Annotated in this window: 10 protein-coding genes; all 10 read left to right on the forward strand. The window is 41.5% G+C overall.

The genetic code is table 11. From position 1 onward, the window contains the following. Nucleotides 1–395: 395 nt before the first annotated feature. The 10 genes from NC238_06890 (at nt 396) to NC238_06935 (ending at nt 13,127) form a co-directional block, all read left to right on the forward strand. A complete protein-coding gene (locus NC238_06890) occupies nt 396–2,645 on the forward strand; it encodes a molybdopterin-dependent oxidoreductase (protein MCM1565665.1) in 2,250 nt (749 codons plus the stop codon). 22 nt (nt 2,646–2,667) lie between these two features. Then, complete coding sequence (locus tag NC238_06895; protein MCM1565666.1) at nt 2,668–3,003, forward strand: oxidoreductase; 336 nt, start codon at nt 2,668–2,670, stop codon at nt 3,001–3,003. A gap of 178 nt (nt 3,004–3,181) precedes the next feature. Further along, complete coding sequence (locus NC238_06900) at nt 3,182–5,197, forward strand: sigma 54-interacting transcriptional regulator (GenBank protein MCM1565667.1); 2,016 nt, start codon at nt 3,182–3,184, stop codon at nt 5,195–5,197. Nucleotides 5,198–5,444: 247 nt separating this feature from the next. After that, entirely contained in the window at nt 5,445–7,052 is a 1,608-nt protein-coding gene (locus NC238_06905) for a spore germination protein (protein MCM1565668.1), read from the forward strand. Between the two features lie 21 nt (nt 7,053–7,073). Continuing rightward, nucleotides 7,074–8,246: a Ger(x)C family spore germination protein gene (locus tag NC238_06910; protein ID MCM1565669.1), complete on the forward strand. Its 1,173-nt coding sequence runs from the start codon at nt 7,074–7,076 to the stop codon at nt 8,244–8,246. Nucleotides 8,247–8,253: 7 nt separating this feature from the next. After that, complete coding sequence (locus tag NC238_06915) at nt 8,254–9,333, forward strand: endospore germination permease (GenBank protein MCM1565670.1); 1,080 nt, start codon at nt 8,254–8,256, stop codon at nt 9,331–9,333. 13 nt (nt 9,334–9,346) lie between these two features. Further along, entirely contained in the window at nt 9,347–9,574 is a 228-nt protein-coding gene (locus tag NC238_06920; protein ID MCM1565671.1) for a hypothetical protein, read from the forward strand. 443 nt (nt 9,575–10,017) lie between these two features. Beyond that, complete coding sequence (locus tag NC238_06925) at nt 10,018–10,323, forward strand: hypothetical protein (protein ID MCM1565672.1); 306 nt, start codon at nt 10,018–10,020, stop codon at nt 10,321–10,323. Nucleotides 10,324–10,419: 96 nt separating this feature from the next. Next, the gene (locus tag NC238_06930) at nt 10,420–12,120 is read left to right on the forward strand and encodes a methyl-accepting chemotaxis protein (protein ID MCM1565673.1); all 1,701 of its coding nucleotides are present in this window, start codon (nt 10,420–10,422) and stop codon (nt 12,118–12,120) included. Between the two features lie 290 nt (nt 12,121–12,410). Next, nucleotides 12,411–13,127 (forward strand): molecular chaperone TorD family protein, encoded by a 717-nt coding sequence (locus tag NC238_06935; protein ID MCM1565674.1) that lies wholly within the window; start codon nt 12,411–12,413, stop codon nt 13,125–13,127. Nucleotides 13,128–13,147: the final 20 nt, after the last annotated feature.

The raw sequence follows: 13,147 nt of genomic DNA on the forward strand, positions 1-13,147 counted from the left end.
CGAAATATCTGATTTGTCCAAATTGCAGTACGAAAAATATTCTGGAACTTGATAGTTGTCTAAAATGTCGTTCTCCTTTAACAGGAGAAATGAAGGAGGCCCGATATGAAGAATGGAGAAAAAACAAGGCAAAAAACGATTCTCCTGAAACAAGTAAACTTTTGCATGATTTTTAAAAAATGGACAAAAGTTTAAAAAATGCACAACGTAGTAAAGTAAAAAGCGCAGTTTGTCTCAGTGATCCCCTTGGTACGGATCTTGAAATAGATCTCTTATGGAGTCTATAACAAATTGAATAGGACTGGAGATGTTCCTTGGGGTCATGCCTCTGATCCCGATACTGATTACGGTAACTATTCGCTCAACGATTAAGAAAAAGTATTGGAGGAATAAGAATGGATTCAACATGGCGGCAAACATTAGCCGACGGTACGGTGGTAACCAGAACTTGTGCATGGTCACCACCGGGATGCCATCCCGTTGGCTGTGGTCTCAAATTGTTTGTCAAAGACGGAAAACTCATCAAGGTAGAAGGTGATCCCGAACACCCGATCACGAAGGGTCGGTTATGTGTTCGTTGTTTAGCTTTAAAAGAATATGTCTATCATCCGGATAGGATTATCTATCCGATGAAACGTGCTAGAGAAGATCGCGGTAAGAACAAGTGGGAGCGCATCACCTGGGAAGAGGCTTTTGATACCATCGCTAAAGAAACACGCCGGGTCCAAAAAGAATACGGCAACGAAGCAATCATGGAATTCGACGGTACCGGCAGAGAAGGTACGGTTTATCATACAACCCTTTGTAATGCTGTATTGCAGACTCCGAATGATTGCTATGCACAGAGCGGTTGGTCCTGCTACGGCCCACGTATCGCCATCACCGCGTTTATGCTGGGTTCCGGCGTGCCGGAAATGGACTATGCCGGAGCTCTACCCGGCCGGTATGATAATCCTGAATACGTATTGCCGAAATATGTTTTACTCTGGGGCAAGGAACCGCTCAATTCCAACCCCGATGGACTTTGGGGCCACAGTCTCATTGAAATGATGAAACGCGGAACGAAGGTGATCATGGTCGATCCCAGAATGACATGGCTGGGTACGAGATCAGCGCATGTGCTCCGACTGCGTCCCGGTACCGATGCGGCTATGGCCTTGGCGATCCTGAACGTTATCATCAACGAAGACCTTGTTGACCACGATTTTGTTAATAAATGGTGCTTTGGCTTTGAAGATCTTAAGAAACGTGTCCAAGAGTATACGCCGTCAATGGCTTCGGAAATCACAGGGGTTCCCGCAGAACAGATCATCGAAGTCGCCCGTATTCTCGGTACGAAAAAACCCAACGCTATTAGCTGGGGATTATCCATTGACCAGAATCCCAATGGTGTTCAGGTTGGACAGGCGGTATTGTCTATAGCGGCGATTACCGGCAACCTCGACATTCCTGGCGGCACCTTATTGGGCTTTGCCGTCGGCGGACTTCAGGATGCTCAGGGAGCGAGAGACGTTTCGAAAGTAAATGCGGCTGACCTGCCGGCGCATCTCCACGAAAAACGTATTGGTTGTGAAGAATATCCTGCTGTGGCTGCGACGGCCAATCATGCACATCCCGACCTATCCTTGGAAACGCTGGAAACCGGCAAACCTTATCCCATTAAGATGGGCTGGATCCAAGCTACCAATATTATTACGCCTACTTGTTCGGCTCAGCCTAAGAGATGGCATAAAGTATTGAAGGAACTGGAGTTTGTCGTAGCAGCAGATGTCTTCATGACGCCGACCATTATGGCCTGCGGTGATATCTTCCTGCCTGTATCCACCTTTGCGGAGCATGAAGGCATTGTGCGTACGCACTTTGGCATGAACCCTGCTATTGAGGGTGCCACCATTCCAGCGATTAAAGTCGGTGAAGCAAAATCCGACCTGGAGATCATTTATGGACTCGGTCGTATCCTTAACCCTGAAGCATTTAATATGGATTGGCCGGCGTTTCTCAATTCACAAGTCATGCACGGACCGGGACACACTTATGAACAACTTCGCGAGAAGGTCGTAATTCAGTCCAGATTTGCCTATAGGAAATATGAAAAGGGTATACTGCGTCGTGACGGTCAGCCCGGCTTTGAAACGACTTCAGGTAAGGTTGAACTCTACTGCAGCATGTATGAAGCCTTTGGTGATGACCCACTGCCGTATTATCAAGAACCGCGTTATAGTCCTCTGAGTGAATATGCCAAAGATTATCCGCTGGTTTTGACCACCGGCGCCAGAAGAATTACGTCGTTCCACTCGGAACACCGCCAGATCCCCTCGCTGCGTGAAATCACTCCTGATCCGTGGGCGCAAATCCATCCTGAGACCGCTGCCAAATACGGCATCCAAAATGGCGACTGGGTCAACATTGAAAATATGTTTGGCTCTGCCAAGCTGAAGGCGGAAGTAACACCCATTGTCAGACGCGACTGCGTTTCAGCAGCCCATGGCTGGTGGTTCCCTGAAGAAAATGGGGAAGAGCCAAACCTGTACGGTGTATGGAAATCTAACGTCAACAGCCTGATCCCCCATAAAGAAATCGGTAAGCTTGGATACGGCGCACCCTATAAGAGTATGATCTGCAAAATTTCCAAAGCACAAGATTAATAAATTGTAAGGAGATAAAGCGATGTCAAATCATGGTTTACTGATTGATTATCAATATTGCTCCGGCTGTAAAAGCTGCGAGATAGCCTGTAAAAACGAAAAAGAGCTTCCCATAGGCAAATGGGGGATCAAGGTACTGGAAATGGGCCCCTGGGAATTTGAGCCGGGAACTTATGAATGGAACTATATTCCCACACCGACTTCATATTGTGATCTCTGCGCCGACAGAGTTGCCGAAGGAAATGTCCCCTCCTGTGTTCTTCATTGTCTGGCCAGCGCCATCGAATACGGAACAATAGATGAGCTGAGTGCCAAAATGAAAGAAAAAGGGGAAAAAGTGTATTTAATTAAGCCCTAACCAAATTTCTCATATAGCGTCAAGCCACACTCTGAAAACGGGCGTGGCTTTGACAGTTTTTATAAGTTGAATTGAGAAAAAAAACATGTATAATAAAATTGAATCAGCTTTATCTTAACTGTTTTCGACGGGTTATAAAGAAAAGTGAAATTCGTTTTTCCCAGAAGGGGAGGGTACCATGAGAGGAATAGGTCAGTATCATCGAATGACGAAGGAACGCTGGGAAGGGATCATCCGTTTTCGAAATGATTTGCTGGCAGGGAAGAAGGTAGACTGGCAGACTCCGTATTTGCCGCCCGAAATACTGTCGTCATGGAAGCGTTGTTTGGCGGAAAATTTGGACATGAATAGTTATGACCAAAGACACCCGATTATTGAGATGGATGACTCAGCAATGGACGACGCTTTAATCGGCAGTATTCCGATCTCTTCGTTGATGTCGATTTTTGAGGATATTCCATATTCCGATGACTTTCCCCCTGTCTTTTTCATGCTGGACATAAAGGGAAATGTGCTGTACCGCAATCTAAAACCCTCTGAGGCTGCACGGAGCGAACTTTTTAAAGCAGTCGCTCAAGAGAATATTATTGGAACCACCGCAAACAGTTTGGCCAAATTATATAAAAGGCCTTTTCAGCTTCAAGGGCCGGAGCACTTTTGCAATACGCTTGGGAATAGTGTAGGGACCTGTGTACCCATTTTTGACACCAAGGGTGAAATGGTTGCCGCGCTGACAACAGCCCAGCTGTTAAATGATACCCCATGGGATGATACGTTTCAAAATTTATGTTTTCAAACATTCCAATTGGTGACGTTGATCGCAGCTGCACTGGAAAGCCGTCTTCATTTTGAGGAAAAATGTTCCGAACTGGAAAAAGCCAATTCACGTTTGGAGACAACGATGTCCATCATCGATGAGAGTATTATCACTATCGATCGGCAGGGCAATATTATCGGAATCAACAATGAAGGGTGCCGTATTTTTTCTCGTATAGCTGATGATTTAAAGCCAACAAACATCTGCAAATATTTATTGGACAATTCACGGTTGATGGCGGCCGTTAATGCAGGACAATCTGCGGATTTCGAGGAGGCATTGTGCATTAATGGGGAAATACAGTCCTACTTGATTGCCTGCCGCCCGATTTTAAAAAAGGGTCAGAAGACACCCGAAGGAGCTGTCCTACAACTGAACCCAACCGAACGGATCAACAAACAATCTGCTGTCCGGGCGGGGAGTTCAGCCGTTTTTACTTTTGAGAATATTATGGGACAAAATTCATATTTTGAGCAGGTTAAAGCAGTGGGCAAAAAAGTAGCGGCTTCACCCGAAAATGTTTTATTGGTAGGGGAGAGCGGGACAGGCAAAGAGCTTTTCGCTCAGGCAATTCACAACAGCTATCGGCCTAATGGACCTTTCGTTGCCATCAATTGCGCAGCCATTCCGAGAGAATTGATCGAGAGTGAATTATTTGGTTATGAAGGCGGGAGTTTCACCGGAGCAAACCGTAAAGGCCGGCCGGGAAAAATCGAATTGGCCAATGACGGGACGCTGTTTTTGGATGAGATCGGGGATATGCCGTTGGAAGTTCAGCCCGTTCTTTTGCGTGTTCTGCAGAATAATGAAGTAACACGAATTGGCGGTTCCGTAGCGAAAAAGATTAATTTTCGCGTGATTGCCGCTACGAATAAAAATCCCTTGGAACTGATCGAGAAGAAAATGTTTCGGGAAGATCTGTATTATCGATTATCGGTATTTTATATTTATATACCGGCTTTGCGGGAGAGGAGAGATGATATTCCTCATTTATGCCGTTATTTTATCAAAAACTATTGCCGTAAAATGAGGAAGTCGGTACCTGAATTATCTATCAAGATGGAGAATTACCTGCAGAACTTGTATTGGCCCGGCAATATTCGTCAGTTGGAACACGCGATTATCTATGCGGTCAACATGGCAGATGGCAGTGCTATTTGCCCAGAGCATCTGCCGCCGGATGTAACCGGCAATTTTGGGAAGAATACACTTTTGGAAAAGCCCCATGAATTTAAATTTCTCAAAACAATGGAAAAGAAACAGATTGAGGATACGCTTATAAATAATCATAACAATGTCCGTTTGGCGGCAGAAAAGCTTGGCATCTGCAAATCGACGATGTACCGAAAACTTAAGGAATATAATATTGACTTCTGATGAAATAGTTTACTCTTGGATTTGAACAAAACAATTAAATAGGGAAAAGCGTCTTTGACATAAGTAAATAAACAATACGCACCGGCTATTCACGGTGCGTATTGTTGTTATGTCAGTGTTTATTGCTTTAATGTTTATCAAACCATATATTCACGGCATTGCATCCTGCAATAAAACATTTTTGTATATGATAAAATTTTTTGGTGAAACTAAATACAATCAATTTTGTTGGAAAGGCCTGGAACAGGTGTTCAATTATATTTTAAAGAAATTGCTTTTTTTGTTGCATAGTCAAAACTGCTATCCCGATGAAGAAGAAAATATTCAGAGACCTTCTCAGGCTAATCTCTCTGATAATCTAAAAAACAACCTCGATATTTTAAGGGGTATTTTAGGGACTAGCCCTGATATCACGATTCGTGAATTTGCTTTTGGCTTTCAGGGGCAAACTGACGGAGCGCTTATTTTTCTTAATGGCATGACGGATCTAAACAACATTAATGATAATATTATTAAACCATTAATGTACGATAGCCGGTTAGCGGGTAAAGACTCATTGGTATCTGATAGTATTGAGGTTGTTAGAAAGACTATGCTTTCAGTGGGATATGCAAAAAAGGTAACTTCTATAGATGAAATTGTTGAAGAGTGTTTATCAGGGAATACGGTTCTGCTGATAAATGGTTCTTCGGGGGCTTTGGTTATGAGCGGTGGAGACGGAGAAAACCGAGGTGTGGAAGAGCCGCAAACGGATTCAGTTGTTCGGGGACCACGTGAAGGTTTTAACGAAAGAATATTAACCAATATAACTTTACTAAGACGTAAAATAAAGAATCCTAATTTTACTGTGAAAACAATAAAAATAGGGAAACAAACCAAAACGACTGTATGTATCGTCTATTTGAAGGGAATTGCGAATCCTAAACTTATCGCTGAAGTCCAACGACGGATAAGTAGAATCAAGACTGATGCCATTCTGGAATCAGGGTATATTGAACAATATATTGAAGATGCTCCTTTTTCAATTTTTGCTACAGTTGCCAACAGTGAAAAACCGGATATTATTGCGGCAAAAATACTAGAGGGACGGGCCGCGATCATGGTTGACGGAACACCTTTTGTGCTAACCGTACCCATGGTTTTCATTGAAAGCTTTCAAAGCTCGGAAGATTACTATGCCCGGCCCTATTTTGTCAGCGTGATTAGAGTAATCAGGTTTATTGCTTATACAATCAGCATCCTTGCTCCAGCAACTTATGTAGCGATCTCAACCTTTCATCAGGAATTACTTCCTACTCCTTTATTGATCACAATGGCGGCAGCCGAGGAAGGGGTTCCTTTTCCAGCAATAATGGAAGCTTTTATTATGGGTATAATATTCGAAATCCTCAGGGAGGCCGGAATCCGGTTGCCGCGTCCTGTCGGTCAAGCAATAAGTATTGTTGGCGCTTTGGTAATCGGGGAATCTGCAGTTTCAGCCGGACTTATCGGGTCACCTATGGTTATTGTGGTAGCTTTAACAGCTGTAGCCAGTTTTGCGGTTCCCGGACAGACAGACTCGGGAGGTATTCTGCGTTTGATTTTTGTTATTCTTGCAGGGACCTCAGGTGGGTATGGAATTATGATCGGGTTATTGGGGATGCTTGTTCATTTTGCATCTTTAAGGTCTTTTGGGATCCCATACTTATCGCCGCTGGCGCCGCTTAGTCTCACTGATATGAAAGATACTTTTATCAGAGCGCCTATTTGGGCGATGGTCACTCGTCCTCGAGCTATCGGGTGGCATGATCCTGAACGGCAGGATTTCAGGTTGAGGCCTGAACCTCCATCTAAAGAGACAAATAAACCAAAATAATAGAAAAATTTAAGGTGGATAATGAGAAGTATTCAAATAATCTTAAAATTAATACCTGCTTTGTGCCTGGTCTTTGTTTTAAGCGGTTGTTGGAGCCAGCATGAGTTAAATACCTTGGCTATTGTTTCGGGCGTAGGCCTGGATAAGGCCAAGGAACCCGATATAGAAATGACAGTTCAAATTATCAAACCGGGGGAAATTAAATCAGGTAAAAAAGAAGAAAACGGCGGCAGTAGCCCGAAAGGCTACCTGAACCTAACGAACACTGGAGACAGCGAATCTGATATCGCACGCGGTTTTTCTCATGAAATGAATAAACTACTTTTCTTTCCACACAATCAGATTTTAGTATTTAGCCGTGACCTGGCAGAAGAAGGGCTGCAAAACCATATTGATTTTTTCGTTCGCGATCATGAGACTCGGCTTAATACTTGGGTTTTAATCTCTAAAGAGCGAGCCAGTGAAGTTTTAAATGTAGCACCGGAATTGGGAAAAGTTCCAGCGATGGAGATTGGCCACCTGGTTGAGTCCCAAAATAAAACATCCCAATCAAGTATTGTGAATTTAGAGCAATTTATAACCCGGTTAATGAGCAAGACGACAGCCCCTATAGCTCCTTTTATAGAAATTACAGGTGGAGAAAAACAGAAAAAAATTATGGTATCGGGTACAGCGATTTTTAAAAAGGACAAATTAGTTGGCCAGCTCGACAAGGACGAAACCCGTGGTCTTTTATGGGTTATTAATGAAGTAAAAAGCGGCATTATTGAGGTAAAGAGTCCTAACGGTGATGGTAAAGCCAGTCTGGAAATAACTCGCTCCAACACCAAAATAATCCCCGAAATTATTGATGGCAAGATTCACTTTAAAATAGAAATTAAAGAAGAAGGTAGCTTAGGCAGCCAGTCCAGCCATGAGGATTTAGCATTGCCACTTGCTTTCGAATCTCTGGAAAAAGAGCAATCTGCAGTAATTGAAAATGAAATAATGGCTGCCTTAGAAAAAGCCAAAAAACTCAATACAGATATTTTTGGCTTTGGGGATATTTTCAATAAAAAATATCCCAAAGAGTGGAAAGAGTTGGAAGGTAACTGGGATGAAGTGTTTCCCGATATTGATGTTGAATTTGCTATCGAAGCCAAATTGCGCTTCACTGGCAGAATTACAAGTCCGGTTGTATTAAAACAGGAGTAGGTAATTTATGAAAATTGAAAAAGGAGAAATTGCAAGCTCGCAACTGATGTTTCTCGTAGCAGCAACTGTCCAGTGTTCAGCCTTGATGGTAGCTTTTATGACAAGATTCGCCAAACATGATACATCGCTCATCGCTTTAATCAGTCTGGCAATCAGTATATTAATTGCTCTGGTTTATATAATCCTTGTCCAAAAGTTTCCCGGCAATAATTTGATCCAGATTAACGATATCATTTACGGCACTTATTTGGGCAAGTTGGTTTCAGCACAATATCTCTTATTTTTTATATTACTAATACCTGCCAACTTTCAATATCTTGGAGAGTTTGTGTTGACTTACATCATGCCGGAAACACCGACGAGCTTTATCATAATTATGTTTGCAATTGTTTGTGCCTGGGCGGTCCGTGAAGGGCTAGAGGTTATAGCCAGGATTGGGATTATTCTGGCAGTAACTGCCGTAATCATATTTTTAGTAACATTTGTATTACTACTAAAAGATATGGATTTTACCAACTTTTTACCGGTTTTGGTACTTCCGCTCAAGGATATCATTTATAGCATTGGAATTTTGGTGACGATGCCCTTTGGCGAGATTTTGGTTTTTCTCATGATTATCCCTTATGTAAATGTGCTAAAACAGGCAAAAAGTTCCGTCCTGTTGGGGTTAATAATCGGAGGGGCAACCCTGCTAATCATTAGTATACAATTTACAACGGTATTGGGGGACACCTCAGCGATTATGGTCTCTCCTTATTTTGAAGCGGTGAGGATGATCAACATAGCGGGCATAATAACCCGGATGGAAATACTTGTTGCGATTGGGCTCATGATCACAATGTTTGTAAAGGTTATCGTTCAATATTATGCAGTTGTATTGGGAACTGCCCAGTTATTTAATTTCCGTTCTTATTTGCCGCTTGTGTTTCCCATCGGGGCTATCAGTATAAGTTTAGCGTTTCTATCATTTGCTTCCCCGGTAGGAACTTATATTAAAATGGGTTGGCCTATTTTTTGTGTATATTTCGAAATTTTGATTCCTTTGATATCCTTGCTGGTAGCCCAAATTAGAAAATTGCCCAAATAATTAGGAGGGAAATATGAAAATATTTTTATTGATTGTTGTTTTTATTGCGGGAGTGTTGATCGATGTTCCGGGGCTTATCAGAAAAAAATATTGGCGTGAGCTTGTCGTGTGTTCGTTTATCCTATTATTCGCTTTTATAATAAGTTTACTGCAAATATTAGGGGTGAAGTTGCCTAGTCCATTTGTAAGCATAAATAATTTCTTGAGAGATATGGTACCTTTTAAAAATTTTTTACAATAAATTATTTCCTAGAAACCTGAAAGTCATTTGATAAAGCTACAACATAAAGATTATAACGTGCAATCCATCATATATGTAAAGAAAGAGGAAATCAATAAGGATTGTCCATTTCTCTAAAACAGCGTATAATCAAATCAATAATTGAACGCTGATTTCAAACAATAACAAAACGGGGTGATTTTATTCTTAATGGCAGAGTAGATACACGTCAAAGAATCCTTGAAACAGCTTCCCAGCTTTTTCAGAAAAAAGGATATCATGCGACGGGGCTGAACGAAATTATTAAAGAAAGTGGTGCACCGAAAGGTTCTCTTTATTATCATTTTCCAAATGGCAAAGAAGAACTGGCGTTAGAATCCATAAAGTTAGTGGGGTCTGTCATTCGAAATAATGTAGAGGGAAGTTTATCAAGTGTTGCTGATCTTAATCAGGCCTTTAAACTAATGATTGAAGAACTAGCAACATATATTATTCACGAAGAAAGTTATTTATCTGTAACTTTACTGTCCTTAGAAGTGTCATCAATAAGTGAAATGTTGAGAAAAGCCTGCGAACAAGAGTATAACTCTTGGATAAATGTTTTTACTAAAAAATTGATTCAAGGAGGATTTACTGCGGAAAAAGCTCAAAAGCTAGCGGTTCTGATTCAATCCATGATTGATGGGGCTGTTACCCTGTCTGTCACAAAAAAAGATACAGCACCACTTCAAATTGCAGCAGACAGTATTTCTTTATTGTTAATATCTTAAAAGAGTTTTTTATATTAATTAATAATAGACCGGTCTATATAAAGTCATATATAATTAATTTATTTAAATAAAATTGAGAAATGGAGTGGATATTGTATGAGATTTCAAAACCTTCGTATTCATAATAAATTGATTTGTGGTTTCATGATTGTCATTTTGTTCATCGCAGGGCTAGGTGGTTTTACTTGGTACAAGCTGAATGCTATTCAACATGAAGTGACGAATATAAGAACAAACTCTCTCCTGAGTATCGAAATCGTAAATGGTCTTGCAAGGGGGACTAGCGATGTCAATCGTTTAATCGCCAATTATATTATAAATCCGGATGAGAATATCTTAAAACAACTAGATGAGAAGAAAGCAATAGCAGACCAAAAGTATCCGGAGTATGAAAAGTTAATTACAACCCCAGAAGAAAGGAAGATTTACCAGGAACACATTGACTATTGGAGCCAATATGTTGCGCATATACCAAAACTTCTAGCTTATGGGCAAGCCAAAGATTACCAAGGCTTAGCTGCCGAACTTCAATCAGCTTCTACAACATGGGACAAGTCCAACGGAAAACTATTAGAGATAGTTCAGCTAAAAGAAAAAAATATCGAAGAGGCAATTAATCAAGTTATTGCCAGTGAAAAAATGATCATCTATTCGGTACTCGCCTGTTCTCTTATACTGATCATTTTAGCGCTTATTTTGGCTTTCTTTGTTGCCCGGTCAATTACAAAACCTCTGGCCCGTTTGCAGGAAGAATTGGAGAATTTGGTCAAAAACGGTGGTGACCTGACCAAAAGAATAGAAATTCAGAACAAAGATGAAACAGGAGAACTAGCGGATATTGTAAACAATTTTTTGGCTTTTCTTCGCAATACAATCAGTTTGGTTGCACAAAGTTCAAAACAAGTTGCAGCTTTTTCCCAACAGTTGAATCAAAATTCAGAACAATCGGCACAGGCTGCAAATTCAGTCGCAATTTCAATAACAAATGTTGCCCAAAGGGTTGAAGAACAGCTTAAATCCACAATCGAATTATCAGTGCTGATGCAGGAAATGGATAAGGCGCAGCATTTAATTGAATCAAACATTGGTGAAGTTGCTAATCAGTCTTCTCAAGCTAAAGAGAGGGCTAAAGAAGGTGCTGGCGCGGTCGAAAAAGCAGTAAGCCAGATGAATAATATTGATCAAACCGTATCTTATTCTGCAGAGGCCGTAGCGAAATTAGGGGAACGCTCGAAGGTAATAGGACAGTTTGTCGATACCATTACAGGTCTGGCCGGACAGACAAATCTGCTGGCGTTAAATGCAGCTATCGAAGCTGCACGTGCCGGAGAACAAGGGAAAGGTTTTGCTGTAGTAGCCGATGAGGTGAGGAAACTGGCGGAACAGTCACAAAAAGCTGCTGAGCAAATTGCCGGGATTATCGCAGACATTCAGACGGATACAGATTCTGTGGTATGTTCCATTAATAACGGCAACAAGGAAGTCAAGCTGGGGATGGAAACGGTCGATGATGCCGGAAAAGCCTTCAGTGAAATTGTTGAAATGGTCAATATCGTTTCGAATCAAGTGGATGGAATTACTGAGGTTGTAAAGCAGACGATTAGCGGGAGTCGAAAAATAGCCGATGTATTCATCAGAATTGAATCTGAAAGCAAAATGTCCGTTGACGAGGCACAAACCGTATCGGCTGCAACAGAAGAACAATCCGCATCGGTTCAGGAAGTTGCATCTTCAAGCCAGGAGCTTTCGGTGCTGGCCAGCAAATTGGAAGAAGCTGTGGTTAAGTTCAGGGTTTAGGCCAAACATAGAGTTTTTATTTAATTAAGGTTAATATTTTATGGAAAGGGGCTGTAAACCTTATAAAGTTTCGTTACGCCCTTTATAATAAATTTTTAAATAAATATTCTATTTGACATATTATATAGACCGGTCTATTATACAATTAGTGATTTATTATGGGGGTTGCGACGTGCAGCTTTACAATCCCCAATATCATCAGAAGTTGCTTTGCTGCTACAGATGGTGACTCACAAATGGGTTCCGGTAGAAGGTAGATGTTTAACAATTTAATTGAAAGGAGGCAATTCATGAATACTGATAGCGAAAGTATTTTATTTGCGGATGAATGTATTTGTGCTGCACAAGCACGAGCTTATCTCTGTCATTTGATGAATATTCACTTCATGGGATTGCCGGATCTCACATTTGTAGAGCAAATTCGGAGCGAGGATTTCATCTCCATACTGGAAGAACTGTCCAACGAAAATGTTTTGTGTCCGAATCTGGACGTAGGAGCTTCTTTAATGCTGGGGTATATTCAATCAACCGCTAAAATGGAAGCACCTGAACTCTCTGAAACCTTAGGAGTCGATAGGACCAGACTATACAGGGGAATTAAACCAGGCTATGGACCTCCGCCGCCGTGCGAGGCCGTATGGATTACCTGTGTTCGTGACGCAACAGTGGTATTGCAGGAATTGTCGGGAATCTATCGGCTGTCTGGAATGAAAGTTTCAGATGAAGCAAAGGAGAGGCCGGATTATATTGGGGTTGAGCTGGAATACCTGCGTCAACTTGCCGTACAGGAGATAGAAGCTTGGAAATCCAGTAATGAAGAGAAAGCCAAAGAGTTGCTTGAAAAGCAATACAACTTTCTGACAGAGCATCTGTGTTTATGGATACCTAATTTCATTGAAAAAGCGCTATCCATGGCAGATACTGATTTTTATAAGGGACATCTATCTATGCTACACAGCTTCTTAGCCCATGAACAAAAGAGAATCGACATCATTATTAAAAATTAGGCATTTTATTTATTTTTTCA

Source organism: Dehalobacter sp., from assembly GCA_023667845.1.
Classification (GTDB): domain Bacteria; phylum Bacillota; class Desulfitobacteriia; order Desulfitobacteriales; family Syntrophobotulaceae; genus Dehalobacter.

Coding starts and splice junctions, on each gene's coding strand:
- NC238_06890 (MCM1565665.1), top strand. CDS start 396: ATGGATTCAACATGGCGGCAAACATTAGCCGACGGTACGGTGGTAACC.
- NC238_06895 (MCM1565666.1), top strand. CDS start 2,668: ATGTCAAATCATGGTTTACTGATTGATTATCAATATTGCTCCGGCTGT.
- NC238_06900 (MCM1565667.1), top strand. CDS start 3,182: ATGAGAGGAATAGGTCAGTATCATCGAATGACGAAGGAACGCTGGGAA.
- NC238_06910 (MCM1565669.1), top strand. CDS start 7,074: ATGAGAAGTATTCAAATAATCTTAAAATTAATACCTGCTTTGTGCCTG.
- NC238_06915 (MCM1565670.1), top strand. CDS start 8,254: ATGAAAATTGAAAAAGGAGAAATTGCAAGCTCGCAACTGATGTTTCTC.
- NC238_06920 (MCM1565671.1), top strand. CDS start 9,347: ATGAAAATATTTTTATTGATTGTTGTTTTTATTGCGGGAGTGTTGATC.
- NC238_06925 (MCM1565672.1), top strand. CDS start 10,018: ATGATTGAAGAACTAGCAACATATATTATTCACGAAGAAAGTTATTTA.
- NC238_06930 (MCM1565673.1), top strand. CDS start 10,420: ATGAGATTTCAAAACCTTCGTATTCATAATAAATTGATTTGTGGTTTC.
- NC238_06935 (MCM1565674.1), top strand. CDS start 12,411: ATGAATACTGATAGCGAAAGTATTTTATTTGCGGATGAATGTATTTGT.